25 protein-coding genes are annotated in these 26,914 nt (G+C 64.1%); 11 read left to right on the top strand and 14 right to left on the bottom strand.

The annotated features are described in order from the left end of the window. Positions 1-97 precede the first annotated feature (97 nt). The 11 genes from ACODRW_RS20615 to ACODRW_RS20565 all read right to left on the bottom strand — a co-directional run bounded on the left by ACODRW_RS20615 (position 98) and on the right by ACODRW_RS20565 (position 10,463). Positions 98-583, bottom strand: coding sequence for an OmpH/Skp family outer membrane protein (locus tag ACODRW_RS20615; protein WP_107799110.1), 486 nt, complete (start codon positions 581-583; stop codon positions 98-100). 18 nt (positions 584-601) lie between these two features. Beyond that, positions 602-2,890 carry an outer membrane protein assembly factor BamA gene (bamA, locus tag ACODRW_RS20610; RefSeq protein ID WP_107799111.1) on the bottom strand — a complete coding sequence of 763 codons (2,289 nt, stop codon included), beginning with the start codon at positions 2,888-2,890 and terminating at the stop codon, positions 602-604. A 9-nt stretch (positions 2,891-2,899) separates the two neighbouring features. After that, positions 2,900-4,243, bottom strand: a complete 1,344-nt coding sequence (rseP, locus tag ACODRW_RS20605) for an RIP metalloprotease RseP (protein ID WP_107799112.1) — start codon at positions 4,241-4,243, stop codon at positions 2,900-2,902. Next, positions 4,237-5,421 (bottom strand): 1-deoxy-D-xylulose-5-phosphate reductoisomerase, encoded by a 1,185-nt coding sequence (ispC, locus tag ACODRW_RS20600; RefSeq protein ID WP_488906580.1) that lies wholly within the window; start codon positions 5,419-5,421, stop codon positions 4,237-4,239. The genes rseP and ispC overlap by 7 nt, the downstream gene beginning before the upstream one ends. 15 nt (positions 5,422-5,436) lie before the next feature. After that, positions 5,437-6,243: a phosphatidate cytidylyltransferase gene (locus ACODRW_RS20595; protein WP_107799114.1), complete on the bottom strand. Its 807-nt coding sequence runs from the start codon at positions 6,241-6,243 to the stop codon at positions 5,437-5,439. Between the two features lie 3 nt (positions 6,244-6,246). After that, complete coding sequence (uppS, locus tag ACODRW_RS20590) at positions 6,247-6,936, bottom strand: polyprenyl diphosphate synthase (RefSeq protein WP_233246784.1); 690 nt, start codon at positions 6,934-6,936, stop codon at positions 6,247-6,249. A gap of 79 nt (positions 6,937-7,015) precedes the next feature. Next, positions 7,016-7,573, bottom strand: a complete 558-nt coding sequence (gene frr, locus ACODRW_RS20585; RefSeq protein WP_107799116.1) for a ribosome recycling factor — start codon at positions 7,571-7,573, stop codon at positions 7,016-7,018. 76 nt (positions 7,574-7,649) lie between these two features. After that, on the bottom strand, positions 7,650-8,369 hold the full coding sequence (gene pyrH / locus ACODRW_RS20580) for a UMP kinase (RefSeq protein ID WP_048412252.1): 720 nt from the start codon (positions 8,367-8,369) through the stop codon (positions 7,650-7,652). 92 nt (positions 8,370-8,461) lie between these two features. Next, positions 8,462-9,328 (bottom strand): translation elongation factor Ts, encoded by an 867-nt coding sequence (tsf, locus tag ACODRW_RS20575; RefSeq protein WP_107799117.1) that lies wholly within the window; start codon positions 9,326-9,328, stop codon positions 8,462-8,464. Positions 9,329-9,397: 69 nt separating this feature from the next. Next, positions 9,398-10,126 carry a 30S ribosomal protein S2 gene (gene rpsB, locus ACODRW_RS20570; protein ID WP_107799118.1) on the bottom strand — a complete coding sequence of 243 codons (729 nt, stop codon included), beginning with the start codon at positions 10,124-10,126 and terminating at the stop codon, positions 9,398-9,400. Positions 10,127-10,271: 145 nt separating this feature from the next. Next, positions 10,272-10,463 carry a hypothetical protein gene (locus ACODRW_RS20565; protein WP_107799119.1) on the bottom strand — a complete coding sequence of 64 codons (192 nt, stop codon included), beginning with the start codon at positions 10,461-10,463 and terminating at the stop codon, positions 10,272-10,274. Positions 10,464-10,578: 115 nt separating this feature from the next. Here ACODRW_RS20565 and ACODRW_RS20560 point away from each other — a divergent pair, with 115 nt between their 5' ends. Further along, positions 10,579-11,616 (top strand): NAD(P)H-dependent flavin oxidoreductase, encoded by a 1,038-nt coding sequence (locus tag ACODRW_RS20560; RefSeq protein ID WP_488906579.1) that lies wholly within the window; start codon positions 10,579-10,581, stop codon positions 11,614-11,616. Positions 11,617-11,733: 117 nt separating this feature from the next. Here ACODRW_RS20560 and typA read toward each other — a convergent pair whose 3' ends face one another. After that, a complete protein-coding gene (gene typA / locus ACODRW_RS20555) occupies positions 11,734-13,554 on the bottom strand; it encodes a translational GTPase TypA (protein ID WP_107799121.1) in 1,821 nt (606 codons plus the stop codon). A gap of 139 nt (positions 13,555-13,693) precedes the next feature. On the opposite strand from typA, the gene ACODRW_RS20550 reads away from it, so the two are divergent. Beyond that, positions 13,694-14,569: a hypothetical protein gene (locus tag ACODRW_RS20550; protein WP_488906578.1), complete on the top strand. Its 876-nt coding sequence runs from the start codon at positions 13,694-13,696 to the stop codon at positions 14,567-14,569. Between the two features lie 119 nt (positions 14,570-14,688). Continuing rightward, complete coding sequence (locus ACODRW_RS20545; RefSeq protein WP_488906577.1) at positions 14,689-15,996, top strand: enoyl ACP reductase FabMG family protein; 1,308 nt, start codon at positions 14,689-14,691, stop codon at positions 15,994-15,996. Between the two features lie 64 nt (positions 15,997-16,060). Here ACODRW_RS20545 and ACODRW_RS20540 read toward each other — a convergent pair whose 3' ends face one another. Continuing rightward, on the bottom strand, positions 16,061-17,047 hold the full coding sequence (locus tag ACODRW_RS20540; protein ID WP_488906576.1) for an NAD(P)H-quinone oxidoreductase: 987 nt from the start codon (positions 17,045-17,047) through the stop codon (positions 16,061-16,063). A 169-nt stretch (positions 17,048-17,216) separates the two neighbouring features. Here ACODRW_RS20540 and ACODRW_RS20535 point away from each other — a divergent pair, with 169 nt between their 5' ends. The 6 genes from ACODRW_RS20535 to efp all read left to right on the top strand — a co-directional run bounded on the left by ACODRW_RS20535 (position 17,217) and on the right by efp (position 24,284). After that, entirely contained in the window at positions 17,217-17,882 is a 666-nt protein-coding gene (locus ACODRW_RS20535; RefSeq protein ID WP_107799126.1) for a 7-cyano-7-deazaguanine/7-aminomethyl-7-deazaguanine transporter, read from the top strand. 108 nt (positions 17,883-17,990) lie between these two features. Next, complete coding sequence (locus ACODRW_RS20530; RefSeq protein WP_488906575.1) at positions 17,991-20,426, top strand: heavy metal translocating P-type ATPase; 2,436 nt, start codon at positions 17,991-17,993, stop codon at positions 20,424-20,426. Then, the gene (ccoS, locus tag ACODRW_RS20525) at positions 20,426-20,605 is read left to right on the top strand and encodes a cbb3-type cytochrome oxidase assembly protein CcoS (protein WP_019103031.1); all 180 of its coding nucleotides are present in this window, start codon (positions 20,426-20,428) and stop codon (positions 20,603-20,605) included. The genes ACODRW_RS20530 and ccoS overlap by 1 nt, the downstream gene beginning before the upstream one ends. A gap of 277 nt (positions 20,606-20,882) precedes the next feature. Next, the gene (locus ACODRW_RS20520) at positions 20,883-22,184 is read left to right on the top strand and encodes a NupC/NupG family nucleoside CNT transporter (protein WP_107801759.1); all 1,302 of its coding nucleotides are present in this window, start codon (positions 20,883-20,885) and stop codon (positions 22,182-22,184) included. Between the two features lie 328 nt (positions 22,185-22,512). Beyond that, a complete protein-coding gene (gene earP / locus ACODRW_RS20515; protein ID WP_488906574.1) occupies positions 22,513-23,658 on the top strand; it encodes an elongation factor P maturation arginine rhamnosyltransferase EarP in 1,146 nt (381 codons plus the stop codon). Positions 23,659-23,720: 62 nt separating this feature from the next. After that, on the top strand, positions 23,721-24,284 hold the full coding sequence (gene efp, locus ACODRW_RS20510; protein ID WP_048411239.1) for an elongation factor P: 564 nt from the start codon (positions 23,721-23,723) through the stop codon (positions 24,282-24,284). An 89-nt stretch (positions 24,285-24,373) separates the two neighbouring features. Here the strand turns inward: efp and ACODRW_RS20505 are convergent, their stop codons facing one another. Then, positions 24,374-24,922, bottom strand: a complete 549-nt coding sequence (locus ACODRW_RS20505) for a cupin domain-containing protein (RefSeq protein WP_107799129.1) — start codon at positions 24,920-24,922, stop codon at positions 24,374-24,376. A gap of 297 nt (positions 24,923-25,219) precedes the next feature. On the opposite strand from ACODRW_RS20505, the gene ACODRW_RS20500 reads away from it, so the two are divergent. Further along, a complete protein-coding gene (locus tag ACODRW_RS20500; protein WP_199225854.1) occupies positions 25,220-26,104 on the top strand; it encodes a hypothetical protein in 885 nt (294 codons plus the stop codon). A 46-nt stretch (positions 26,105-26,150) separates the two neighbouring features. After that, on the top strand, positions 26,151-26,906 hold the full coding sequence (locus tag ACODRW_RS20495; protein WP_107799130.1) for an SDR family oxidoreductase: 756 nt from the start codon (positions 26,151-26,153) through the stop codon (positions 26,904-26,906). The last annotated feature ends 8 nt before the right edge of the window (positions 26,907-26,914 follow it).

Genomic DNA, 26,914 nt, shown 5'->3' with positions numbered 1-26,914 from the left:
AAGCCGACCTGGGGTCGGCTTGCTCCCGTAATGTGAGTTGGCGCGCGGCCATGGCCGCGCGCATTCGGAACGGCCCTTGCGCCGCCCCGCCCTGCCTTCAGCGGTCCAGTTCTTTCAGAACCTTGGGCGTCAGGTCGTACTTGGGGTTCACATACACCACGTCTTGCAGGATCAGGTCGTACTGCTCGCGCTCGGCAAGCTGCTTGAGCGCGCGATTGGCCCGCTCCTGCACCGAAGCGAACTCCTCGTTGCGGCGCTGATTGAAGTCTTCGGACAGCTCGCGGCCCTTGGCCCGGTAATCCCGGTCCAAGGCCGCGTATTCACGCTCGTAGCGCTTGCGGTCGTCGGAATTCAAGCTGCTCTTGGCCAGTTGGGACTCCAGCTCCTTGGCGCGCGCCTCCATCTTCTTCAGCTCGTTGCGCCGCTCGGAGAACTCCTTGTCCAGACGTTTCTGGATGGCGATCGCCGGCGCCGCTTCGCGATAGATGCGCTCGGTGTTGACATAGCCCATTTTGAGATCGGCCGCCTGGGCCGACATGGCGGCCATGGATAAGAGCACGGCCGCCCATTGCAATGCTTTCATATAACAACCCCGTCAATTTTAGAACACGGTACCCAGCTGGAATTGGAAGCGCTGGACTTTGTCGTTGTCCTTCTTCTTCAGCGGATTGGCGATACTGAATTTCATCGGTCCGATCGGAGACAGCCAGGTCAACGCCACGCCTGCGGAGTAGCGCATGCCGTCGCCGGCGGAACTGCCGGCCACCGACGGATCCCACAAGGTGCCGGCGTCGAAGAACAGGCTGGTGCGCACCGACTTATTGTCCTTCATTCCCGGGAAGGGGAACAGCACTTCAGCGTTGGCCACCGCCTTGCGGGTACCGCCCAGGTAGTCGCCGTTGGTGTCGCGCGGGCCGATACTGCTGGTGTCGTAACCGCGCACCGAGCCCAGACCGCCCATGTAGAAGTTCTGGAAGAACGGCAGACGCGAAGTCTTGCCGTAGCCGTCGGCATAGCCCAGCTCGCCGTTCAGCATCAGCGTGAAGGTCTTGGTCAGCGGGAAGAACCAGGTCTGCTGATGGGTCAGGCGGTAGTACTGCAGATCGCCGCCCGGCAGGCCGGCGTCCGCGCCCACCTTGATCACCGCGCCGCGCGTCGGCCACAGCGCGCTGTCGCGGGTGTCGCGGCCCCAGCTGATGGTGCCCAGCAGCGTGTTGTTGCTGGCGCCGTACTGGTTGACGAAGTCCTTGTAACGCTGCGGACTGTTGTCGTAGGTGCTGATCTTGGTGTTTTCCGCGCCGATGCTGAAGTTGATGCGGTCGTACTCGGTCACCGGCACCCCGAAGCGCACCGCGCCGCCGATGGTGCTGGTCTTGTACGCGGAAATATTGGTGGCGTCCGGGTTGTAGACGCGGTTGTACAGGTCGTAGCCCAGGCTGACGCCGTCCGGCGTGAAGTACGGATCGGTGAAGGACAGCGACAGGTTCTTGTTCACCTTGCCGGTGGACAGGCCCAGCGACATATACTTGCCGGAGCCGAAGATATTGCTCTGCGACAGGTTGGCGGACAATTGCACGCCCTCGCCCTGCACGAAGCCGATGCCGGCGGACACGCTGCCCGTGGAGCGTTCCTTCAGGCTGATGTTCATATCCACCTGGTCGGCGGCGTCCGGCACGGCCGGGGTTTCGATGTTGACGTCCTCGAAATAACCCAGCAGCTCCACGCGCTCCTTGCTGCGCTTGATCTTGTCGGCGCCGTAAGGCGCGCCTTCCAGCTGGCGCAGTTCGCGGCGGATCACTTCATCGCGGGTCTTGGTGTTGCCGGCGATGTTGACGCGGCGCACATAGGTCTTGCGGCCCGGATCCACGAAGAAGGTGAAGGCCACGGTCTGTTTGTCGTGGTCGATGTCGGGCAGCACGTTGACGTTGGCGAAGGCATAGCCGGCCTGGCCCAGGCGGTCGCTCAGCGACTTCACCGACTCGGTGATTCTTTCATTGTTGAAAGTGTCCCCGGCCTTGGCCTGGATCAGCTTGCGCAGATCGGCTTCCGGCACTTTGAGGTCGCCGGCCAGCTTGATGTCGGAGATGGTGAATTTCTTGCCTTCGTGAATATTCACCGTCAGGAACATATCCTGCTTGTCGGCGCTGATCGACACCTGGGTGGAGTCGATGTTGAATTCCAGATAGCCCTGGTTCTGATAGAAGGCCTTGAGCTTTTCCAGATCGCCGGTCAGTTTCTGCTTGGAGTACTGGTCGTCCTTGGTCACCCAGGACAGCCAGCCGCCGGTGGTCAGGCTGAACTGGTCCACCAGGTCGGACTGCTTGAAGGCGCTGGCGCCGACAATGCGGATTTCCTTGATGCGCGCGGTCACGCCCTCGTTGATGTCCAGCGTCACCGCCACGCGGTTGCGTTCCAGCTTGGTCACCGACGGGGTCACTTCCACCGAGTACTTGCCGCGGCTGTAATACTGGCGCTTGAGTTCCTGCACCGCGCCGTCCAGCAGCGCCTGATCGAAGATCAGCGACTCGGCGAAGCCGTTGTCCTTCAAGGCCTTTTTCAGCTGGTCCTTGCTGAACTCCTTGGCGCCGTTGATGTTGAGCTGGCTGACCACCGGGCGCTCGGCCACGGCCACGATCACCACGCTGTCGCGCGATTCGATGCGCACATCGTTGAAGAAGCCGGTGGCGAACAGGGCCTTGATCGCCTCGTTGGCCTTCTGGTCATTGAAGGTGTCGCCCACCTTGACCGGCAGATAGTTGAATACGGTGCCGGGCTCGGTGCGCTGCAAGCCTTCAACGCGAATGTCTTTGATGACAAAAGGATCAGCAGCCCAGGCCATGGAGGCCGAAGTCAGGCCCAGTACGGCTGCTGCAAGCAATTTCAATTTCATAGATCGGTTTTAACCCCCAAATAGGCGGCTGAAATCATTCAGCAAAGCGAACGCCATCAAAGACGCCAGCAAGATGAAGCCAATTTTTTGTCCGAACAATTGCGCCCGCTCACTGACGGGGCGGCCTCTGATCAACTCCGCGACATAATACATTAAGTGCCCGCCATCCAGAACTGGAATCGGCAGCAGATTCAGCACGCCTATGCTGATGCTGATCAGCGCCAGGAACTCCAGATAAGGCGTCAGGCCCTCTCGCGCGGTCTGGCCGGCGACGTTGGCGATGGTCAGCGGGCCGGACAGATTATCCAGCGAGGCCTGGCCCATCAGCATGCGTCCCATGAACTTGACGCTCATCCAGCTGGTGTCCCAGGTCTTGGCCAAGGCGGCCAAACCCGCCTGCGCCGCGGAATAGTGTTCGGTGTACAGCAACTGACGACCCCAGCCGGCGTCCGGCTGCGGCGCGGCGCCGATGCGCCCCACCACTTCGCCGTCCTGCTGGTGCGCCTGCGGCCGCACTTTGATGTTCAGCGTCTCCGCGCCGCGCTGGACTTTCACGTCCAGATCGCGCCCCGGGCTGTTGCGCACCTGCGCCACCCAGCCTTCCCAGCTGTTCAGCGCCTGGCCGTTGAGCGCCAGCAGCTTGTCGCCCGGCTTGAGGCCGGCGCTTTGCGCGGCGCCGCCCTCCTCCAGCGCGCCTATCACCGGCAGGAAACGCCCCGGCGTCAGGCCGGTGTTGCCCTGTTGCATCGCGGTCACCGCCTTGTCGCCGAAGCGGGCGGGGTCGATGCGGCGATCGGCCTTGGCGCCGGCCGCGGTTTCCACTTGCACCACGGTGGCGTCCGGCGACATCGCCGCCTCCACCAGGGCGAGACGGATCTGCTGCCAGTTGGCCACCGGCTGGCCGGCCACGCTCAGGATGCGGTCGCCGGGCGCGAAGCCGGCCGCCGCGGCCGGCGTCTGCGCCACCACGGTGCCGACCAGAGGCTTGACCTGGGTCACGCCCTGGCCCATCACCACCCAGTACAGCAGCACCGCCAGCAAGAGATTGGCCAGCGGACCGGCGGCGACGATGGCGATGCGCTTCAACACATGCTGATTATTGAAGGCCTGCGGGCGCAGTTCTTCCGTCACCGGGCCTTCGCGCTCGTCCAGCATGCGCACATAGCCGCCCAGCGGAATCGGACAGATCACCCACTCGGTGCCCTTGCGCCAGTAAGTCCACAGCGGCTTGCCGAAGCCGATGGAAAACCGCAGCACCTTGACGCCGCACCAGCGGGCCACCCAGTAGTGGCCCAGTTCGTGGAAGGTCACCAGCACGCCGATGGCCACCAGGAAGGCGAGCAGGGTCAGCATGCGGCCACCCGCTGCAGCGCGAAGGCGCGCGCTTCCTCATCCTTGGCCAGCAAGGCCTCGACCGAGCCGCTGCCGGCCAGGCTGACGCCGTCCAGCGCGGCGGACACCACGGCGGGGATGTCGACGAAACGCAGCCGCCCATGCAGGAAGGCGTCCACCGCCACCTCGTTGGCCGCGTTCAGCACCGCCGGCGCGTCGCCGCCCAGGCGCAGCACGTCGAAAGCCAGCTTCAGACAGGGGAAACGCTCCAGGTCCGGCGCTTCGAAAGTGAGGTTGGACAGCGAGAAAAAGTCCAGCGAACCCACGCCCGCCTCGATGCGCTCCGGCCAGGCCAGCGCGCAGGCGATGGGCGTGCGCATGTCCGGCGAACCCAGCTGGGCCATCACCGAACCATCGCGATACTGCACCATGGAATGAATCACGCTTTGGGGATGCACCACCACGTCGATGCGCTCCGGCGGCGCGGAGAACAGCCAGTGCGCCTCGATCACCTCCAGGCCCTTGTTCATCAGCGAGGCGGAATCGACGGAAATCTTGCGCCCCATCACCCAGTTGGGGTGGCGGCAGGCGTCGTCCGGGGTCACGCGCAGCAAGTCTTCGGCCGAAGACTGGCGGAAGGGGCCGCCGGAAGCGGTGAGAATGATTTTGCGGATGCCGGCGGCGTCCAGATTGCCGGCGTAGTCGTGGGGCAGCGATTGAAAGATGGCGCTGTGCTCGCTGTCCACCGGCAGCAGGGTCGCGCCGTGGCGGCGCGCCGCGTCCATGAACAGGCGGCCAGCCACCACCAGGGACTCCTTGTTGGCCAGCAAGATGCGCTTGCCGGCGCGCGCCGCCGCCATGGCGGACGGCAGACCCGCGGCGCCGACGATGGCGGCCATCACCACCTCAGCCTCCGGCAATGCCGCCACCTGGACCAGAGCGGCCGGGCCGTGCAGCACCTCGGCGTTCACCCCCGCCTCGGCCAGCCGGCCGCGCAGAGTGTCGGCGGACGCGGCGTCGCCGGTCACCACGTAGGCAGGCCGGAATTGCAAAGCCTGTTGGAACAGGCGATCCACCTGGCGGTTGCCGGTCAGCGCCACCACCCGGTAACGCTCGGGGTGGCGCGCCACCACGTCCAGCGTATTGACGCCCACGCTGCCGGTGGCGCCGAGAACGACAATCCCTTGCGGTTTCGTCATTTGAGTTTCCTGCGGTTACATGCCGCCCAGAACGCGCAGCGCGTTGCTGACGGCGAGGACGGCGATAAGACTGTCGATGCGGTCGTACACGCCGCCGTGGCCGGGCAGCAAGCGGCTGCTGTCCTTGATGCCCGACGCGCGCTTGAACCAGGATTCCAGCAGATCGCCCATCACGCTGACCGCGGTCAGCGGCAAGGCCAGCAACAGCAGCGCCCACACCGGCAAGCCGGTGTCTATCCAGCCCAGATGGTCCACCAGCGCCACGTACAGCGCCACGCAGATCACGCCGCCGTAGACGCCCTCCCAGCTCTTGCCCGGGCTGATGGACGGCGCCAGCTTGCGCCGGCCGAAAGCCTTGCCGGAAAAGTAGGCGGCGATGTCCGCCACCCACACCAGGCCCATCACCGCCAGCAGGGCGAAGGCGTCCGCCGCGCCAGGCTGCGGCCGCCACTCCAGGAAGGCGAACCAGGCCGGCAGCATCAGCAGCCAACCCAGCAGCCAGGCCAACGGGCCCGGGGGGATGCGCCAGCGCTTGGCCAGCCAGCACGGCACCAGCAGCAGCCAGAAACCCAGCGTCAGAACGTGCTCAAGCGGGCCCAGCCGGTAATGGCCGAACCAGGCGGCCGCGGCCAGGCCGCTGCTCGCCGCCAGATACAGCCATTTGCCGGCGCCGGTCATGCCGGCCATGCGGCTAAACTCCCACATGGCCAAAACGACGATCAGCCAGGAGAAGCCCGCCCAGGCCTCGGCCGGGAACAGAAACAGCGCCGCCAGCATCAGGGGCAGCAAGACCAGAGCCGTCAGAACGCGTGTCAGCAGCATGGCTTAACGCCCGTCCCGACGCAGATGCTCGGGCAGTTGCTCGCTGGTGCGTCCGAAGCGGCGCTCGCGGCATTGGTAAGAATCAATGGCGGTTTCCAGCGCCGCGCGGTCGAAGTCCGGCCACAGCGTCTCGGTGAAGTAGAGCTCGGAATAAGCCAGCTGCCACAGCAGGAAGTTGCTGATGCGCTGTTCGCCGCCGGTGCGGATGAACAAATCCGGCTCCGGCGCCCACGGCATCGACAGGCGCTGGCTCAGCGCCTCCTCCTCGATATGGGTGGCGCCCTCGGCGATCAGGCCGTTGACCGCGTTGAGGATGTCCCAGCGGCCGCCGTAGTCGGCGGCGATGTTCAAGGCCAGACCGTCGTTGCCGGCGGTCTTTTCCTCGGCGCGCAGGATGCGCTCCTGCAAGTCCGCGCTGAAACGCTCGCGCGAACCCAATACCCGCAAGCGGATATTATTGCTGTGCAGCTTGCTGACCTCGTGCTCGAGCGCGCGGATGAACAGGTCCATCAGAAAGGACACTTCCTCCTGCGGACGCCGCCAATTCTCGGTGGAGAAGGCGAACAGGGTCAGGCATTCGACGCCCAGTTCCTTGCAGGCTCCGACGATCTCGCGCACGGTGTCCAGGCCCCGCTTGTGGCCGGCCACCCGCGGCAGAAAACGCTTTTTGGCCCAGCGGCCGTTGCCATCCATGATGATGGCGATATGCCGAGGCACGGAACGCACCTCCGGCACATCCTTGGTAGAGCTTGCAAACAAGGTACGGCGCTCCTTAGACGGCCATCAGGTCGGCTTCCTTGGCGGCCAGGGCCTTGTCGATTTCGACGGTGTACTTGTCGGTCAGCTTCTGGATCTCATCCTGGCCGCGACGCTCGTCGTCCTCGGTAATGGCCTTGTCTTTAAGCAGGTTCTTGAATTCGTTGTTGGCGTCGCGGCGGATATTGCGCACGGCCACGCGCGCGCCCTCGGCCTCACCGCGCACGACTTTGATCAGATCCTTGCGGCGCTCTTCGGTCAGCATCGGCATCGGCACGCGGATGATCTCGCCCATGGAAGCCGGGTTCAGGCCCAGGTCGGAGTCGCGGATCGCTTTTTCGATCTTGGCCAGCATCGGCTTTTCCCAGGGTTGCACGCCGATAGTGCGCGCGTCCACCAGGGTCACGTTGGCCACCTGGCTGATGGGCACGTCGCTGCCATAGTAGTCCACCATGACATGATCAAGAATGCCGGTATGGGCGCGACCGGTGCGCACCTTGCTCAGGTCGGTCTTGAACGCGTCCAGCGACTTCTGCATTTTCTGCTCGGCCGATTTCTTGATGTCGTTAATCATGTCCACTCCAAATCGAAACTTAAAAAGACAAGGCGAAAACGGCCATTGCCGCTTTCGCCTTCAGCAATTTTCAAACTCAGCAGTGTACCAGCGTGCCTTCGTCTTCGCCAAGCACGACCCGGGTCAGCGCGCCGCTCTTGAAGATGCTGAACACCTTGATGTTCAGGTTCTGGTCGCGGCACAGCGCGAAGGCGGTGGCGTCCATCACTTTCAGGTTGCGCGAGATCGCCTCGTCGAAGGTCAGGGTCTGGTAACGTATCGCGTCCGGGTTCTTTTTCGGATCGTCGGTGTACACGCCGTCCACCTTGGTGGCTTTCAGCATGATGTCCACGTTCATTTCCATGCCGCGCAGCGCCGCGGCGGTGTCCGTGGTGAAGAAGGGGTTGCCGGTGCCGGCGGCGAAGATCACCACCTTGCCCTCTTCCAGGTATTGCATCGCCTTGCCGCGCACATAGGGCTCGGCGATCTGCTGCATGGTCAGCGCCGACTGCACGCGCGCGATCAACCCAGCCTTGGTCATCGCGTCCTTCAACGCCAGCGCGTTCATCACCGTGGCCATCATGCCCATGTAGTCCGCGGTGGCGCGATCCATGCCCGCAGCCGCCGGCGCGACGCCGCGGAAGATGTTGCCGCCGCCGATCACCACGCCCACTTCCACGCCAAGCTCCACGACTTCCTTGATCTGACCGACGATCTGCTCGATCGTGGCACGGTTGATGCCATAGCTGTCATCGCCCATCAGGGCCTCGCCTGAAAGTTTCAGCAGGATGCGTTTATAGGCAGGAACTTGGCTCATGGTAACCTCGGTTTGGCTGGATATTCGGTTTTCAGTTTGCAAAACGGCACCCTGCAGGCAGGGTGCCGTCAATACGTCTCGCGACTGGGCGCTTACAGCTTGGCGGCTGCAGCCACTTCAGCGGCGTAGTCTACTACTTTCTTCTCAATGCCTTCGCCCACTACGAACATGGCGAACGCCTTGACCGAGGCTTTCTTCTCGGCCAACAGTTTTTCCACGGTCTGGTCCGGGTTCTTGACGAAGGGTTGGCCCATCAGGGTCACTTCGGCCAGGAACTTGTTGACGCGGCCTTCAACCATCTTCGCGACGATGTCGGCCGGCTTGCCGGATTCGGCGGCCTGAGCGGTGTAGATCTTGCGCTCTTGTTCCAGGATGTCGGCGGAAACCTGATCCTTGGACACGCAGATCGGCTTGGAAGCGGCGATGTGCATGGCCACGTCCTTGCCCACTTGCTCTTCGCCGGCGAAGTCGACAATCACGCCGATCTTGGCGCCGTGCAGGTAGGTGGCGATCGCGCCTTCGGTCTGGTAGCGAACGAAACGACGGATGGTCATGTTCTCGCCCAGCTTGGCGATAGCGGCCTTGCGGATGTCTTCAACGGACTGGCCGTCGATTTCCACGGCGGACAGCGCTTCCACGTCGGCCGGGTTGGCTACGACCACAGCCTTGGCGGCGGCGGCGGCCAGGGCCAGGAAGGTCGGGTCCTTGGCAACGAAGTCGGTTTCACAGTTGACTTCCACCAGGGCGCCAACGCCGCCTTCAACGAAGGAACCGATGATGCCTTCGGCAGCCACGCGGCCGGCCATTTTGGAAGCCTTGTTGCCGGACTTGATGCGCAGAATTTCTTCAGCCTTGGCGGCGTCGCCTTCGGCTTCCACCAGGGCTTTTTTGCATTCCATCATGCCGAGGCCGGTGGCCGCGCGCAGATCCGAAACCATTTTTGCGGTAATGTCCGCCATACTTCGTACTCCTGAATGATTTTGATTACGTGGGTCTAAAAAAAGGGGCTTACGCCCCTTTTCGTCTGCTTACTCGGCTTGAGCCGATTCAGCAGCCACGATCTCGTGCAGAGACTGGGCGCGGCCTTCCAGCACCGCGTCGGCCATGCCGCGAGCGTACAGGCGGATGGCGCGGCTGGAGTCGTCGTTGCCCGGGATCACGTAATCGATGCCGTCCGGGGTGTTGTTGGTGTCAACAACGCCGATAACCGGGATACCCAGCTTCTTGGCTTCGACGATGGTGCCCTTCTGGTAACCAGTGTCGATAACGAAGATGGCGTCCGGCAGGCCCTTCATATCCTTGATGCCGCCCAGCGAACGCTCCAGCTTGTCGACTTCGCGTTGCAGGTCCAGCAGTTCTTTCTTGTTGTAACCGGTATCGCCAGCGGATTCCAGGATGGCGCGCTTCTCTTCAAGACGCTTGATCGACTGCTTCACGGTCTTGTAGTTGGTCAGCATGCCGCCCAGCCAGCGGTGGTCAACAAACGGCATGCCGCAACGGGCAGCTTCTTCACGTACGATCTCACGAGCCTGACGCTTGGTGCCCACGAACATGATGGAACCTTTGTTGGCGGCCAGACGACGCACATAGTCCTGGGCTTCTACGAACAGCGGCAGAGTCTTTTCCAGGTTGATGATGTGAATCTTGTTGCGGCTGCCGAAGATGTACTTGGCCATCTTCGGGTTCCAAAAGCGGGTTTGGTGGCCGAAGTGAACGCCGGCCTCAAGCATTTGACGCATGGTAACGTTGGTGGACATGCAAAAACTCCTTAAAGGGTTAAGCCTCCATCCGCGCAGACAACCTCGAAACGAGGCACCCTTTGGCGCGGATGTGCGTAATAGATGATTTCCCCCCGCCAGGATGGCAAGGGACGCGGGATTCTAACACCGGACGGCGGAGCGCTCAAGCCTCCTCGCGCGCCTCGCGGGCTTTTTCCCGCTGACGGCGCAGCTTGCGCCGCGTCATCCGCGCCACAAAGAAGGTGGGCAGCACGCCCAGAAAGAACACGGTGGACAGCGAAGCCAGCACGCTGTGCTGCGCCACCGCCAGCATCAGCACCACATAGAGCCAGCCCAGCAACACGATCAGCAACATATTTAAACAATCGTTTGAATTTTCCGGCAAAGCCGACAACAATGACAGCGCCGGGTCAAACCCGCTGCGCCCACCAACCCCAGACCGACAGACATTGTAAAGCGAGCCCCGCCCCATGCAAACCGCCATCACCCGCCTGCTCGGCATCCAGCGCCCGCTGATCTGCCCCGGCATGAGCTATATCGCCACCCCGGAACTGGTGGCCGCCGTCGGCAAGGCCGGCGGCCTGGGCATACTCGCCACCGGCCCGCTGACGCCAGAGCTGACGCGACAAGCGATACGCCGCGTGCGCGAGCTGAGCGACGCCCCCTTCGGCGTCGGCTGCACGCTGATGATGCCCGGCGCCAAGGAAAACGCCATGGTCGCGCTGGAAGAACGCGTGCCGGTAATCAATTTTTCCCTGGGCAAGGGGGATTGGCTGATTGAACGCGCCCACGCCTACGGCGGCAAGGTCATCGCCACCGTGGTGACGGAGAAGCACGCGCGCTCGGCGCAGACGTCCGGCGCCGACGCCCTGCTGGTCACCGGCCACGAGGCCGCCGCCCACGGCGGCGCCGTCACCTCGCTGACGCTGATTCCGGCCATCCGCAAGGCCAGCGAGCTGCCCATCATCGCCGCAGGCGGCTTTGCCGACGGCCGGGGCCTGATCGCCGCGCTGGCGCTGGGCGCCGACGCCGTGGCCATGGGCACGCGACTGGCGATGAGCCGGGAGAGCCCGGTGCACCAGCGCACCAAGGAGATGATCCGTCAACGCGGCGTGGCCGACACCTTGTATTCCAAGAATTTCGACGGCCTGTGGTGCCGGGTGATGGACACCCCGGCCGCCCGCCAGGCCACGCGCAAACCGCTAAGCTTGCTCGCCGCCGCCTGGCGCGCCAGCGCCGCCGCGCGCAAGCTGGGCATGCCCATCGCCAAAGTGGTGCTGGGCGGCCTGCTGAGCCAGCCGCAAGCGCTGCGTCAGCTGGCTCAATTCGGCGCCGCCACCGAGTCCATCCGCCTGGCGATAGAGGACGGCGACCTCGACAAGGGCGTGCAGCTGATCGGCCAGGCTCAGGGCCTGATCGACGACGCGCCCAGCGTGGCCGAGCTGTTCGAACGCATCCTGGCCGAGGCGGACGCCTGCCGGCGACGGCTGAACGCCTTAAGCGACTAAGAGCCTGCTCAATGCCCGCCGCGCCTCATGAAGCGCCGCACGGCGAGCACACACTCAAGACATAAAAAAACCGCCGCCCCATCAAGGGTACGGCGGTTTTTGCCAAACCGGCGTCGATCAGGACGCGGCGTTGGCCTTGGCCATCTTGCGACGATCCGATTCGTTCAGGTAACGCTTGCGGATGCGGATGGACTTCGGCGTGATCTCCACCAACTCGTCGTCGTCGATGAATTCAACGGCGGATTCCAGCGTCAGCTTGATCGGCGTGGTCAGACGCACGGCTTCGTCGGTGCCGGAGGCGCGCACGTTGGTCAGCTGCTTGCCCTTGACCGGGTTCACCACCAGGTCGTTGTCGCGGCTGTGAATGCCGATGATCATGCCTTCGTACAGCTTCTCGCCCGGAGCCACAAACATGCGGCCGCGGTCTTCCAGCTTCCACAGCGCGTAAGCCACGGCCTCGCCGTTCTCTTGCGAGATCAGCACGCCGTTGTGACGGCCCGGCATGTCCGGCTTGACCGGAGCGTAGTCGTCGAACACGTGGCTCATCAGGCCGGTGCCGCGAGTCATGGTCATGAAGTCGGACTGGAAGCCGATCAGACCGCGCGCCGGAATATGGTATTCCAGGCGGGTGCGGCCGTTGCCGTCGGATTCCATATTGGTCAGTTCGCCGCGGCGACGACCGATCTCTTCCATCACGCCGCCCTGGTGATCGTCTTCCAGGTCGATGGTCAGGTTCTCGTACGGCTCGCTCTTCTGGCCGTCGATTTCCTTGAACACCACGCGCGGCTTGGCCACGGCCATTTCAAAGCCTTCGCGACGCATGTTTTCCAGCAGAATGGTCAGGTGCAATTCACCACGACCGGATACGCGGAACACGTCGGAGTCGCCGGTGTCTTCCACGCGCAGCGCCACATTGGTCAGCAGTTCCTTGGTCAGACGGTCGCGGATTTGACGCGAGGTCACGAACTTGCCTTCGGTGCCGGCCAGCGGCGAGGAGTTCACCATGAAGTCCATGGTCAGCGTCGGCTCGTCCACGGACAGCATGGGCAGGCCTACCGGCTGCTCCTTGTCGCAGATGGTCACGCCGATGCCGATGTCTTCCAGGCCGGAGATGATGATGATGTCGCCCGCCTCGGCTTCTTCAACCGGCACGCGGTCCAGACCCTGGTAACCCAGCACCTGGTTGATGCGGCCGGTGGCCACTTGATCGTCATGGTTCATCACCACCACTTGCTGACCCGGCTTGATGCGGCCGTTCAGCACGCGGCCCACGCCCAGGCGGCCGGTGTAGGTGGAGTAGTCCAGAGCGGAAATCTGCAGCTGCAGCGGCGCGTCGGCGCTGCCCGGAGGGGTCGGCACGTGCTTGAGCACGGTGTCGAACAGCGGGCGCATATTGTCGGACTCTTCCTCCAGCTCCAGCTTGGCGAAGCCGTTCAGGCCGGAAGCATAGATGATCGGGAAGTCCAGCTGTTCGTCAGTCGCGCCCAGCTTGTCGAACAGGTCGAAAGTCTGATCCACCACCCAGTCCGGACGCGCGCCCGGACGGTCCACCTTGTTGATCACCACGATCGGGCGCAGACCCAGCGCCAGCGCTTTCTTGGTAACGAAACGGGTTTGCGGCATCGGGCCTTCTACGGCGTCCACCAGCAGCAGCACGCCGTCCACCATGCCCAACACGCGCTCAACTTCGCCGCCGAAGTCGGCGTGTCCCGGAGTGTCGACGATATTGATGTGCACGCCTTCGTATTCGATGGCGGTGTTCTTGGCCAGAATGGTAATGCCGCGTTCTTTTTCAAGATCGTTGCTGTCCATTACACGCTCGTCCACTTGCTGGTTCTCGCGGAAGGTGCCGGATTGGCGCAGCAATTGGTCTACAAGCGTGGTCTTGCCATGGTCGACGTGGGCGATGATGGCGATATTGCGAATTTGTCGGGTCATTTTAGGAAGGAGGATGGATACAGAAAAATCGCTGGATAATAGCACAAAAAACTGTCCATACCAAAAATTCCAGCGGGCGACAAGCGCTGGGCTTTTGCGTACACTGCGCGGCAAACCGACTTCGACGAGGAAACGCTCCATGTACGACTGGAACGCCTTATGGCATGAACACGAAGCCTACCGCACCGGCTACGCCGTTCAGCACAACGATGCCAACCAACTGGCCGACGCCCTGTCCGCCCAACTGATCAAGCCGGCCGCCGGCATAGACGACGTGGCCGTTTACGACGAGGGCGACCGCTACCTGCTGGCTGGCCACAAGGACGGCCTGCAACTGCTGGACATCGCCAAACACAGCCTGTTCGACATCACGCTGCGCTTTGTCACCGAGGAAGAAGATCAGGACATCGCCCCGCCCTATATCGAAATCCACGTCGACAACCTGGCCACCGAAGAGCAAGCGGTCTGGCGCGCCGCGGTCAGCCGCGACGAGGAAGGCCGGATCTGGGTGGGCAAGCGCGCGCTGGACGAAGGCGTGGTGCCGGCCATGCCCTTCGACGAACTGTCCTTCACCGACAACGCCCGCTTCCGCGAAGAACTGACCCGGGTCTGGCATGAAGACCTGCCGCAACTGAAGCCGGCGCTGGAAGCCTGGTTCCAGCACGGCGCGCTGAGCGCCCCGGCCGACGAGCCGGCCCATTACGGCGACGCCCCGCGGGTACAGCAGATCTGCGACCGCTACGCCGAGATCGTGCGCCGCGAACAGGCGCTGCTGTCGCGCCAGTTCAGCGATCCGGAACTGCACCTGATCGCCCAGGTACTAAAAGGCGTGCGCTTCGACGACGCGGCCTCCTGCCGCGGCGTGTGGCTGGCGGTGGAGGCGCGCATCATAGAGGAAGAGCTGGACCAGCAATGGAAAGTGGACGGCGAAAAACTCCTGACCAAGATGAAGGCGCTCAGCTACGCGCAGGAAGTGGCCTTGATAGAAGCGCTGTCGCCGCTGGCGTCCGACTGAACACCTCAAACCGGATCGCGGGTAGAATGCCCCCGATCCGAGCAATCACTCCAAACACATCCAAGTGACCGGCCCCGCCATCACGCGCCGCGCCGGTCCGCATCGAGAAAGATAAAGACATGGCTCAAACCAGCGCCCTGAGACAGCTTCCGCAAAGCACCCTGTTCCGCCCCGGCGACGTCTTCGTCCTGTTCGGCGAACTCTTCGGCCGCGGCTACGCCAACGGCCTGATCAATGAAGCGCGCAAGGCCGGCATGGACATCATCGGCATGACCGTGGGCCGCCGCGACGAGAACAACCAGCTGCGCCCGCTGAACGAGGAAGAACTGGCCGCGGCCGAAGCCAACCTCGGCGGCCGCGTGATCAATGTGCCGCTGATGGCCGGCTTCGACCAGGACGGCTCGCCGACGCCGACCGAGCTACTGGCCTCCCTGACGCTGAAAAGCTGGCAGGACGACAAGCTGGACTGGGAACACATCGAGCAATGCCGCCAAATCGGCGTGCAGCGCTTCAAGGACGGCGTCGCCCAGGCGATGGCGCAGCTGGACGGCATGATAGCCGACGGCCGCAATGTGTTCTTCGCCCACACCATGGCCGGCGGCATTCCCAAGGCCAAGGTGTTCCTGGCCATCGCCAACCGCGTCTACAAGGGCCGCGGCGAGCGCTTCCTGTCCACCCAGGCGCTGTTGGACAGCGATCTGGGCAAGCTGATCCTGCAGAACTTCGACGAAGTCACCGCCAACACCTTCCAGCACCTGATCGACGGCAGCGCCGCGCTGCGCGGCCGGCTGGAAGCCGCCGGCGGCCAGGTGCGCTACACCGCCTACGGCTACCACGGCACCGAGATCCTGATCGACGGCGATTACCAGTGGCAGACCTACACCAACTACACCCAGGGCTACGCCAAGATGCGGCTGGAAAACGTCGCCCGCGCCGCCTGGGAGCAAGGCGTCAAGGCCACGGTGTTCAACTGCCCGGAAATCCGCACCAACTCCTCGGACATCTTCGTCGGCGTGGAACTGCCGCTGCTGGCGCTGCTGCGCGCGCTGAAGCGCGAGGACGGCGGCGCCTGGGCCGACGCGCAATGGCAGGCCTGCGCCGCCCTGCTGCAGGACGGCCATACGCTGGAAGAGGTGCTGGGGAAGATAGACGCGCTCAATAGCGGCGAGGTGATGCGCGGCTTCCGCAATTTCGAAGCCTGGCCGATGCCGAACAGCCCGGAACTGGCCGAGGTGATGATAGGCACCTCCGACGCCATCGTGGACCTGCATCAGGACAAGAAGGCCTTGATCACCGACCATCTGAGCAGCCTGGTGATCGACGCCACCGGCCCGCTGATGTTCCACGAAGCCGCCGCGCCCGCCGGCCCGGTGCTGTGGCTGAACCATGACGTCATCGCGCGCCAGTTGAACCGGATGCATGCTTAAAACCACCTCGGCCGATGGCTGACACAAAACGGCGCGCCCATTTGGGCGCGCTTTTTTAAAGGTGTCACCCAGCCAGCACCGGAAACAGCGTCAACACCACTTTGCCCAGATTGCGATTGGCCTCGACATAGGCATGCGCGTCGCCCACCTGGGCCAAGGGGTAGCTGGAATCCAGCGTCAGGCGCAGCCTGCCCTGCTCCAGCGCCGGCAAGATCCGGGTTTCCAAAGCCCGCGCCAAGCGCGCCTTCACCTCCAGCGGCTGCGGCCGCAGCGTGGAGCCGATCAAGGCGATGCGCTTCATCAGCAGCGCGCCCAGATTCAACTCCGCCTTGGCGCCGCCAAGCAGGCTGATATTGACCAATCGCCCATCCGGCTTCAAGGCCGACAGATTGTCGTTCAGATAGGCCCCGCCCACCGGGTCCAGCACCACGTCGACGCCGCCCCAGTCCTTGACCATGGGACCGAAGGCCGGCGTTTGCCGGTAGTTGAACACCCGCGCCGCGCCCAGCTCGCGGCAGAACCCGGTCTTCTCCTCGCTGCCCGCGCTGGCGAAAGCCTCCGCGCCCAACAGGCCGGCCAGCTGGATCGCCGCCGCGCCGACGCCGCTGGCGCCGGCGTGCACCAGCACGGTCTCGCCGGCCTGCAAGCCGGCCTTTTCCACCAGATTGAACCAGGCCGTCATCCAGGCCTCGGGCAGGCTGGCCGCCTCCACCCAGGACAGCCAGTCCGGCTTGGCGATGGCCAAGGCCTCGTCCAGCAGCGCGTATTCGGCGTAAGCTCCGCCGCCGATCAGGCCGAACACCGCATCGCCGGGCTGGAAACGCGAATCCGCGTCCGCCTCCTCCACCACGCCCGCCACTTCCAGGCCCAGAATCGGGCTGGCGCCCGGCGGCGGCGGATACTGCCCGGCGCGTTGCGCCAGGTCCGCGCGGTTGACGCCTGCCGCCATCACTCGCAACAGCAATTGGCCGGCGCCGCGAACCGGCGGCGCGATCTCGTCCAAACGCAAGGTGTCGACTCCGCCCGGAGCCGACTGCACAACTGCCAACATACCCCCTCCTTTCGCTCTCAAGCGACTGATTAGCAATGTCAAATACCTTTGCCAAGGCGGACGCAGGCGCGTATCATCTCCGCCCTTGCCCTGTTCCAGCCTCGCCGGACCGGGTCAACCGAATCTGCATTGGGTTCCCTCACCCCAATCCAATAAAAAGGCCGACATCATGTTTAGCTTTACCCGCCAACAGCGGCTGTCCGCGCTGCTGTGGCTGTCCTTGTTCCACATCGCCATCATCGCGTCCAGCAACTACCTGGTGCAATTGCCCATCACCGTGTTCGGCTTCCACACCACCTGGGGCGCGTTCACCTTTCCCTTTATTTTCCTGGCCACCGATCTGACCGTGCGCGTATTCGGCGCGCCGCTGGCCCGCCGCATCATTTTCGCGGCGATGCTGCCGGCCCTGGCGATCTCCTACCTGATCTCCACCCTGTTCTACCAGGGCGCCTGGCAAGGCGCGTCGGCCCTGGCCAGCTTCAATGTATTCGTCGCCCGCATCGCCGTCGCCAGCTTCGCCGCCTACGCGCTGGGCCAGGTGCTGGACGTGCAGGTGTTCAACCGCCTGCGCCAGCTGAAAACCTGGTGGATCGCCCCCGCCTCGGCCATGTTGTTCGGCAATATCAGCGACACGCTGGCCTTCTTCTTCATCGCCTTCTACAAGAGCAGCGATCCCTTCATGGCCGCCAACTGGGTGGAGATCGCGCTGGTGGACTACAGCTTCAAGCTGCTGATCTGCCTGCTGTTCTTCCTGCCCATGTACGGCGTGATCCTGAACCGCATCCTCAAGCAGCTCAGTTTGCGCGGCGTGGAAGCTCAATTGCACGCGGCTTAAACGACTCCAAGCCCGGACCGGACGCCCCCAGGAAATGGGGGCTGACGCGGCTGATTCCAACACGCTAGCGCAAGCCAAACGCGGCCGGATTGATTACAATCGGCCATCATGAGTGAAAACTGCTTCCACTGCGGCCTGCCGGTGCCGCCCGACGTCCGGTTCCCGGTCAAATACCGCGAAGTCGATCAGCCCACCTGTTGCGCCGGCTGCCAGGCGGTAGCCGTCACCATCATCCAGTCCGGCCTGTCCGATTACTATCAGCACCGCACCGAGGGCGCGCGCCAGGCGGAGCCGGTGCCGCTCGAACTGCTGGAGCAGATCAAACTCTACGATTCCGACGAGCTTCAGCGCAGCTTCGTGCGCTTCGAGGCCGAAAACCTGCGCGAGGCCTCGCTGATGCTGGAAGGCATCACCTGCGCCGCCTGCGTCTGGCTCAACGAGCAGCACATCCGCCAGCTGCCCGGCATCGTCAGCGTCGACATCAATTACAGCAATCACCGCGCCCGCGTGCGCTGGGACAATAGCCGGGTCCAGTTGTCCGCCATCCTGGAGGCGGTCAGCGCCATCGGCTACCGCGCCCACCCCTACGACGCCGAACGCCAGGAAGCGCTGAACCAGAAAGAGCGCAAGCAGGCGATCAACCGCCTGTGGGCGGCCGGCCTGTCCATGATGCAGGTGATGATGTACGCGGTGCCCATCTATCTGGCACCGGACGGCGAGATTTCGCCGGACTTCCTGTGGCTGCTGCACTGGTCCAGCTTCATCCTGACGCTGCCGGTGGTGCTCTACTCCGCCGTGCCCTTCTACCGCGCCACCTGGCGCGACCTCAAGACCCGGCGCGTGGGCATGGACACCCCGGTGACCATAGGCATTCTCACCGCCTTCCTGTCCAGCTTCTGGGCCTTGATCAACAAGGTGGAACACGGCGTCTATTTCGACTCGGTGTCCATGTTCGTGTTCCTGCTGCTGGGCGGCCGTTATCTGGAAGGCATCGCCCGGCGCAAGGCCGGCGAAGCCACCGAAAGCCTGGTCAAGCTGATCCCCGCCTTCGCCCACCGCCTCAGTGGCTGGCCCGCCAGCCGTCAAAGCGAGGAAACCACGGTGACGCAGCTGCGTCCCGGCGACGTGATTCTGATCAAGCCCGGCGAGACCATTCCCGCCGACGGCGTGGTGCTGGACGGCCACAGCGCCAGCAACGAGGCGCTGCTGACCGGCGAGAGCCGGCCGGTGAGCAAGGAGGCCGGCTCCGCGGTGATCGCCGGCAGCGTCAACGCCGCCAGCCCGCTGGTGGTGCGAGTGGACCAGACCGGTCAGGACACCCGGCTGGCCGGCATCGTGCGGCTGCTGGACCAGGCGCTGGCGGAGAAGCCGCGGCTGGCGGTGATCGCCGACCGCTTCGCCAGCTGGTTCGTCGCCCTGCTGCTGCTGGCCGCCGCCGGCACTTATATCGGCTGGCACTATATCGAGCCGGACCGCGCGCTGTGGATCATGGTGGCGGTGCTGGTGATTTCCTGTCCCTGCGCGCTGTCGCTGGCCACCCCGGCGGCCCTGACCGCCGCCTCCGGCCACCTGGCGGCGCTGGGCGTGCTGACCACCCGCGGCCACGCGCTGGAGACCCTGCCCAAGATCAGCGACGTGGTGTTCGACAAGACCGGCACCCTGACCCATGGCGATATGCGGCTGCTGGACAGCTGGACCGCGCCCGGCCGCGACGCGGCCGCGGCGCTGGCCACGGCGGCGGCGCTGGAACAGGGTTCGGAACACCCGGTGGCGCGCGCCTTGCTGGCCGCCGCCGGCGACGGCCCGTACCAGGCGGCGGACGCGCTGCGCAACCATCCCGGCCAGGGCGTGACCGGCCAGCTGGATGGCCGCGCCTGGCGCATAGGCTCGCCGGAATTCATCGCCGCCCAATTGGGCGACTGCCCGCTGCCGGCCGCCGACTGGCACGGCGACAAGACCTTGATCGCGCTGGCGGACGAAACCGAACTGGTGGCGCTGTTCGCCATCGGCGACGCGGTGCGCGCCGACGCGGCGCCGCTATTGCGCCAGCTGAAACAGTGCGGCCTGCGCGTACACCTGCTCAGCGGCGACGGCGCCGGCGCGGTGGCCAGCCTGGCGCGCCAGCTGGACATGGACGCCCACATCGCCCGCGCCGCGCCGGAGGATAAGCTGGCCTATGTCGGCCGGCTGCAAGCCGCCGGCAAGCGCGTGCTGATGGTGGGCGACGGCATCAACGACGCGCCGGTGCTGGCCAAGGCCGACGTGTCCATCGCCATGGGCGGCGGCACCGACGTGGCGCGCGCCAGCGGCGACATGGTGCTGATAGGCGACCGGCTGGGGCTGATCGCCAGCGCTTTCGAGCTGTCGCGCAAGACCTTGTCTGTGATTCGTCAAAACCTGTGGTGGGCCGCCGCTTACAATATCGTGGCGCTGCCCTTGGCCATCGCCGGCCATGTCACGCCGTGGATCGCCAGCCTGGGCATGGCGTCCAGCTCCCTCATCGTAGTCGGCAACGCCCTCCGACTGGTCAAACGGAGACCCTGATGGAAAGCCTGTATCTGCTCATCCCGCTCAGCCTGGTGCTGGCCTTCGTCATCGGCGGCATTTTCTGGTGGGCCACCCGCAACGGCCAGTTCGACGACATGGAAGGCCCGGCCCACCGCATCCTGATGGACGACGACAAGCCCAAGGACGCCAAGGACGAGACGCCGCGGCGCGACTGAAGCCCCGCGCTCGCCCCCCCTCCCGGCGCGCCCCCGCGCCGGGATTTTTTTGCTCCGACTCGGCACGCCCGCATGTCCCGCCGCCGGACCAATCTTCACCCAAATCGAATAAAATCAAGGACAAAGCGTCGCAATCGCTTTCGTTATCCGATTTTTGCTGTAAAATCGCGCCCCTTGAGCAATATTAGCTAATCATCATCTAATAATCGTTGGATCCGCCTTGTCCGGCGCCGCGCGCCGGCTTGTCAACTTCCGCACCATCATCTCAGGGTTGTTCGTGAATACCTTACAAGCTCTCGTCGGCATGTTGTTCCTGCTGGGCACCGCCTATGCGCTGTCCACCAATCGCAAAGCCATCAATTGGCGCATCGTGCTGATCGGTCTGATCATGCAAAGCTCGCTGTTCCTGGTCATCAACTACGTGCCCGCCGCGCGCGCGGTGTTCGAAGCCTTCGGCTCCGGCTTCGCCAAAGTGCTGACCTTCTCCGGCGAAGGCGCCAGCTTCGTGTTCGGCGACCTGGCCAAACCCAGCGGCAGCATGGGCTTTTTGTTTGCCTTCATGGTGTTGCCGGTCATCATCTTTTTCTCCGCCTTCAGCGCCCTGCTCTACCATCTGGGCATCCTGCAACGCGTGGTGGCCGGCATGGCCTGGGTGATGAAGCGCAGCATGAAGCTGTCCGGCCCGGAAAGCCTGACCGTAGCGGGCAACATCTTCCTCGGCCAGACCGAGGCCCCGCTGCTGATCCGCCCCTACATCCAGCACATGAGCCGCTCCGAGCTGGCTTGCGTGATGATCGCCGGCATGTCCACGCTGGCCGGCGGCGTGCTGGCCGCCTACGTCGCCTTCCTCGGCGGCAGCAATCCGGCGGAGCAAGCCAAGTTCGCCACCTATCTGCTGATGGCCTCCTTCATGAACGCGCCGGCCGCCGCGGTGTTCGCCAAGATCATCTACCCGGAAACCGACCGCGACCACGCCTCCAGCGACAAGCTGGACTACAGCCAGGACGACGATCAGGGCAGCTTCATCAACGCCATCGTCAACGGCGCGATGTCCGGCATGAAGATGGCCGCCGCGGTGGCCACCATCATCCTGGCCATCGTCTCCATGATCGCGCTGGCCAACTTCGTGGTGAAGGACGGCATCGGCGCGGCGCTGGGCGTCAACGAGATGATCAAGGCCTCCACCAACGGCGTGTTCGACGGCCTGACGCTGCAATACCTGTTTGGCCAGGCCTTCCGCGTGTTCGCCTTCATGATGGGCGTGAGTTGGCACGAAACCCTGGAAGTGGGCAGCCTGCTGGGCCAGAAAATCGTGGTCAACGAGTTCATTTCTTACCTGGACCTGGCCAAGATGAAGGCCGCCGGCACCCTGTCGCCTCAAGCCATCCTGATCTCCACCTTCGCGCTGTCCAGCTTCTCCAACTTCAGCTCGGTGGGTATCTGCGTCGCCGGCATCGGCGCGCTGGCGCCGTCGCGGCAGAAGGAATTGGCCCAGATCGGCATGCGCGCGCTGGCCGCCGCGGTGATGGCGGGTTTCATGACCGCGACCACCGCCGGCCTGTGGATGTCCATTTTCTAAGCACCTGTTTACGATCTGCTGCGCGTCGGCGATACGGCGTTGAAAACAGCTTCGAAATGCTCATGTACCACGCGTACATTCCGCTTTCTCAGCCGTTTTCGCCTTGTCTCGCCTTAGCTCGCGAGATCGTAAACCAGTTCTAAAAGCAATCACCGCGTTTTGATCTAGTTGTAGCGTGGACAAGCCCAAAGGACTTGCCCACGCTACGAACTCAGGCCTTTGTCCGCGGCGTCTTAATCTTTATGCCACCCCGCGCTCCGGCGCGGGGTTTTTCATGAACCCGCGGCGGCGTGCTAAGCTGCCGCCATTTTCACGCGCGGCACCGCCAATGGAACGCAAACACTGGGATATTTTCTGCTCCGTGGTCGACAACTACGGCGACATCGGCGTCGCCTGGCGGCTGGCGCGCCGGCTGGCCCACGACTTCGGCCTGGAGGTGAGGCTATGGGTGGACGACCTGGCCAGCTTCGCCCGCATTGCGCCCGATCTGGACCCGGCCCTGCCAGCCCAGCGTCTGGCCGACATCGACGTCCGCCACTGGCCGGCGGAGGGCCCGCCCGCGGACACCGTGCCCGCCGAGGTGGTGATCGAGGCCTTCGGCTGCCGGCTGCCGGAGCACTTTGAACAGGCGATGGCCGCCAAGGCGGTCAAGCCGGTGTGGATCAATCTGGAATACCTGTCGGCGGAAGACTGGACCCGCGGCTGCCACCGCCAGCCCTCGCCGCATCCGCGGCTGCCGCTGACCAAGCATTTCTTCTTCCCCGGCTTCGAGGCCGACACCGGCGGCCTGATCTGCGAGCAAGGCCTGCTCGACGTCCGCCGCCAATGGCAGGACGACGCGCTGGCCCGCCGCGCCTACTGGCAGTTGCTGGAACTGCCCGAGCCGGCCGCGGACGAGTGGCGGGTCAGCCTGTTCGCCTATGAAAACCCGGCGGTCACCAGCCTGCTGGCCGCCTGGGCGCTGGGCGAGCGTCCGGTCACCTGCCTGCTGCCGGAAGGCAAGGCGCTGCCGGACGCCGCCCGCGTCTTCGGCTACCCCTTGCGCGCCGGCATGCTGGCGCGCCAGGGCCAGCTGACGGTCAAGGTGCTGCCGATGACCGACCAGGACAGCTACGACCTGCTGCTGTGGTCCTGCGACCTCAATCTGGTGCGCGGCGAAGACAGCTTCGTGCGCGCGCAATGGGCCGGCCGGCCGTTTCTGTGGCACATCTACCCGCAGGACGACGCCGCCCATCTGGCCAAGCTTGATGCCTTTTTGTCACAGTACGGCGCGGCGCTGCCCGCCGGCGCGGCGCAGGCGCTGAGCGCCGCCAGCCATGCCTGGAACCACGGCGCCGACATGGCCGCCGCGTGGACGGAACTGGCCGCCTGGCTGCCCGCCTGGCGCGAGCATGCCGCCGCCTGGCCGGAAAAATTGCTGGCGGACGGCGATCTGGGCGACAGACTGCTGCACTTTGTCCAGGAAATCGGCTAGAATACGCCGTTTTTCGGAAACCTTTTTTTCCGACTTCAATCAAGAGTTTGGGACTTTTAGTAATGAAAACCGCACAAGAACTCCGCGCCGGCAACGTATTCATGGTAGGCAGCGACCCGATGGTCGTGCAGAAGGCTGAATTCAGCAAATCCGGCCGCAACGCCTCCGTTGTGAAAATGAAGATGAAGAACCTGTTGACCGGCGCCGGCAGCGAAGCCGTATACCGCGCCGACGACAAGTTCGACGTCATCGTGCTGGACCGCAAGGACTGCACCTACTCCTACTTCGCCGATCCGATGTACGTGTTCATGGACACCGAATTCAACCAGTACGAAGTGGAAGCCGACAACCTGGGCGACACGCTGAACTTCATCGTCGACGGCATGGAAGAAGTGTGCCAAGTGACCTTCTACGACGGCAAAGCCATCTCGGTTGAACTGCCGACCACCGTGATCCGCGAAGTGGAATACACCGAACCGGCCGTGCGCGGCGACACCTCCGGCAAAGTGCTGAAGCCGGCTCGCCTGGTGGGCACCACCTTCGAAGTTCAGGTTCCGGCCTTCGTCAACACCGGCGAAAAGATCGAAATCGACACCCGCACCAACGAATTCAAGAAGCGCGCCTAAGCGCCCTCTTGCTTCGCAGTGCCAAAAGCCGCCCGGCGCCATGCGCCGGGCGGCTTTTGTTTTGAGCGCAACGTGTCAGCGACAAGCCATCAGCGCTTGATCCTGGATAAGGGGTCGTCCGGCCGGTAAGTCGGCGTCATCGGCCGCGGCGATCCCACCATCACACAGAGCAAAGCGTCGTCGTCGCCCACATTCTCTTCGCCGCGGTAGATCCCCGGCGGAATCGAGATCAGATCCCGCGGGCCGACGACCGCCTCCCAACGCTCCCCTTCCAAAGATTCGCAAAACAGCTTCACCGTGCCTTGCAACACAAAGAAGATCTCCTCCGCGTCGGTGTGCAGATGCAGGGGGCCGATATGGCCGGGCGGAATCTTCATCGTGGAAAAAGTGAAGTGCACCGCCGGCACGGTATTGCCGTCGGCGGCCACCCCGGTGGCGCCGGTGCCGACATAGCGCATCTGCGCGCGGCCGTACTCCGGCTTGAAATCCGCCTGAAACTTCAAGGCGTCCCAGTCGTAACGGCGGGTGGAGCGCAACACGCAACGCGACGCCATCCACTCGGCAAAGCTCTTGCCGGCCGGCCTGGCCAAGGAAGGCAGAGCCTCCCGCACCAATTCATTCAAACGATCATTGTTCATGGAGGTCTTTCAACGGCGGGCAGCCTGCTCGCAGGCTGGAATGTCGAAACCGGAACGCAGGGCGCGGCGCTGGGCGTCCCATTTGTTCCGTCTATGAAACATGATTTCATTAATGAAATCTTCTATAGCCTAGGCAAGCCGAACCCAGGCCAAACATTAGGGAAAACCCTAATATTTTGCTCGGTTTTCACCTCATAAAGTCGATCATGTTCCACAAATAAATCCTTGTTTTATAGGTGGAACAAAAATAAAAACCGGCGCATTCAATGACGACCAGGTTTATGAGGAGAAACAGCAATGCCCCCTATCCGCTTGCCCTGTACTCGACCGTCCCGCATCCGACGCCCCCGGACGCTGGCCGCGCTCTGCCTGGCCCTGTCCGCGCCCGCCTACGCCGCGGACTGGTCCGACACCTTCATCGGCTACCGCTTCGGCAACGCCTATCAGGAGCCCGGCAACAACCGGGACATCCGCAAACAAATCCTCACCCTCAACCACAGTTCCGCCTATCGCTTAGGCAGCAATTTCTTCGTGCTGGATTACCTGCGCTCCAACGGCGCCGACCCGTCCAGCTCCGGCGCGGACAACGGCGCCACCGAGTTCTATCTCGCCTACCGCCATCAGCTGCAATGGAAAAAGCTCAGCGGCAGCACCGCCGACTTCGGCCCGATCCGCGACTTCTCGCTGCAAGCCGGCTTCGACGTGGAAACCAAGAACTCCGCCTTTTCCCCGGCCAAACGCATGCTGGTCATCGGCCCCACCGCGCAGTTCGACGTGCCCGGCTACCTCAATCTGGCCCTGCTCTACGCGCGGGAATGGGGCGAATGCGGCCTGAACCCCTGCCGCCAGGCGGGCAACAGCAATAGCGTCGCCTTCGATCCCTTTCCGCGCCTGGAACTGGCCTGGGGTCTGCCTTTCCAGTGGGCCGGGCTGCCGCTGAAATTCCAGGGTTACGCCTTTTACAACGCCAAAAAGGGCAAGGATTACCAGAACCGGGACACCGCCGCCGAATACCTGATCCGCCCCTCGCTGATGGCCGATATCGGCCTGCTGGCCTTCAAGGCCAAGAACGCGCTCTGGCTTGGCCTGGGTTACGAGCTGCGCCGCAACACCTACGGCAACAGCGGCGGTCCCGGCATCGACACCAATACGCCCAGTCTGAATCTGGAATGGCATTTCTAATCCGCAAACGGCCTCGCGCCCACGCCAACCCTATCAAGGAGATTTCATGCCGGACAACCTCAAGGACAGACGCATTCTGATTACCGGCGGCGCGCGCGGCCTGGGGCTCGCCTTCGCCGAGAGCGCGGCGCGCGAAGGCGCCGCGGTGGCGATAGCGGACCTGCGCCATGAACAGGCGCAGGCCCAGGCCGAACGACTGCGCGCGGCCGGGCATCAAGCCTGGGCGCTGCCGCTGGATCTGGCCGACCCGGACGCCATCCGCCGCTGCGCCGAGGACGCCGTCCAGCGCCTGGGCGGCTTGGACGGCCTGGTCAACAACGGCGCGGTCACCGATTCCGGCGGCGTCTCCGCCGCCGAGCTGGATATTGAGTGCTGGGACCGGGTGATGGCGGTGAACGTGCGCGGCGTCTGGCTGATGACCATGGCCTGCTCCCAGGCGCTGGGCGCGTCCGGGCGCGGCGCGGTGGTCAACCTCGCTTCCGACACCGCCTTGTGGGGCGCGCCGCGGCTGCTGGCCTACGCCGCCAGCAAGGGCGCGGTCATCGCCATGAGCCGCAGCCTGGCCCGCGAACTGGGGCCGGCCGGCATCACTGTCAACGCCGTCGCGCCCGGGCTGACCCTGGGCGAGGCCACCGAGCAGGTGGCGGCCGAGCGCCACCGCCACTATGTGGCGCAACGCGCGCTGGAACGGCCGCAAACCCCGGACGACGTCTGCGGCGCCGTACTGTTCTGTCTATCCGACCTGTCCCGCTTCGTCACCGGCCAATTGCTGGCGGTCAACGGCGGTTTCGTCATGCACTGAAGGAAAAC

This window comes from Chromobacterium sp. FG89 (assembly GCF_057808735.1).
The sequence above is the reverse complement of the archived record's forward strand: the minus strand, read 5'-3'. Positions and strand labels throughout refer to the sequence as shown.

Excerpts from the sequence above, each read along its gene's own strand:
- ACODRW_RS20615 (WP_107799110.1), bottom strand. The coding sequence starts at position 583 with ATGAAAGCATTGCAATGGGCGGCCGTGCTCTTATCCATGGCCGCCATG.
- bamA (WP_107799111.1), bottom strand. The coding sequence starts at position 2,890 with ATGAAATTGAAATTGCTTGCAGCAGCCGTACTGGGCCTGACTTCGGCC.
- rseP (WP_107799112.1), bottom strand. The coding sequence starts at position 4,243 with ATGCTGACCCTGCTCGCCTTCCTGGTGGCCATCGGCGTGCTGGTGACC.
- ispC (WP_488906580.1), bottom strand. The coding sequence starts at position 5,421 with ATGACGAAACCGCAAGGGATTGTCGTTCTCGGCGCCACCGGCAGCGTG.
- ACODRW_RS20595 (WP_107799114.1), bottom strand. The coding sequence starts at position 6,243 with ATGCTGCTGACACGCGTTCTGACGGCTCTGGTCTTGCTGCCCCTGATG.
- uppS (WP_233246784.1), bottom strand. The coding sequence starts at position 6,936 with ATGGATGGCAACGGCCGCTGGGCCAAAAAGCGTTTTCTGCCGCGGGTG.
- frr (WP_107799116.1), bottom strand. The coding sequence starts at position 7,573 with ATGATTAACGACATCAAGAAATCGGCCGAGCAGAAAATGCAGAAGTCG.
- pyrH (WP_048412252.1), bottom strand. The coding sequence starts at position 8,369 with ATGAGCCAAGTTCCTGCCTATAAACGCATCCTGCTGAAACTTTCAGGC.
- tsf (WP_107799117.1), bottom strand. The coding sequence starts at position 9,328 with ATGGCGGACATTACCGCAAAAATGGTTTCGGATCTGCGCGCGGCCACC.
- rpsB (WP_107799118.1), bottom strand. The coding sequence starts at position 10,126 with ATGTCCACCAACGTTACCATGCGTCAAATGCTTGAGGCCGGCGTTCAC.
- ACODRW_RS20565 (WP_107799119.1), bottom strand. The coding sequence starts at position 10,463 with ATGTTGCTGATCGTGTTGCTGGGCTGGCTCTATGTGGTGCTGATGCTG.
- ACODRW_RS20560 (WP_488906579.1), top strand. The coding sequence starts at position 10,579 with ATGCAAACCGCCATCACCCGCCTGCTCGGCATCCAGCGCCCGCTGATC.
- typA (WP_107799121.1), bottom strand. The coding sequence starts at position 13,554 with ATGACCCGACAAATTCGCAATATCGCCATCATCGCCCACGTCGACCAT.
- ACODRW_RS20550 (WP_488906578.1), top strand. The coding sequence starts at position 13,694 with ATGTACGACTGGAACGCCTTATGGCATGAACACGAAGCCTACCGCACC.
- ACODRW_RS20545 (WP_488906577.1), top strand. The coding sequence starts at position 14,689 with ATGGCTCAAACCAGCGCCCTGAGACAGCTTCCGCAAAGCACCCTGTTC.
- ACODRW_RS20540 (WP_488906576.1), bottom strand. The coding sequence starts at position 17,047 with ATGTTGGCAGTTGTGCAGTCGGCTCCGGGCGGAGTCGACACCTTGCGT.
- ACODRW_RS20535 (WP_107799126.1), top strand. The coding sequence starts at position 17,217 with ATGTTTAGCTTTACCCGCCAACAGCGGCTGTCCGCGCTGCTGTGGCTG.
- ACODRW_RS20530 (WP_488906575.1), top strand. The coding sequence starts at position 17,991 with ATGAGTGAAAACTGCTTCCACTGCGGCCTGCCGGTGCCGCCCGACGTC.
- ccoS (WP_019103031.1), top strand. The coding sequence starts at position 20,426 with ATGGAAAGCCTGTATCTGCTCATCCCGCTCAGCCTGGTGCTGGCCTTC.
- earP (WP_488906574.1), top strand. The coding sequence starts at position 22,513 with ATGGAACGCAAACACTGGGATATTTTCTGCTCCGTGGTCGACAACTAC.
- efp (WP_048411239.1), top strand. The coding sequence starts at position 23,721 with ATGAAAACCGCACAAGAACTCCGCGCCGGCAACGTATTCATGGTAGGC.
- ACODRW_RS20505 (WP_107799129.1), bottom strand. The coding sequence starts at position 24,922 with ATGAACAATGATCGTTTGAATGAATTGGTGCGGGAGGCTCTGCCTTCC.
- ACODRW_RS20500 (WP_199225854.1), top strand. The coding sequence starts at position 25,220 with ATGCCCCCTATCCGCTTGCCCTGTACTCGACCGTCCCGCATCCGACGC.
- ACODRW_RS20495 (WP_107799130.1), top strand. The coding sequence starts at position 26,151 with ATGCCGGACAACCTCAAGGACAGACGCATTCTGATTACCGGCGGCGCG.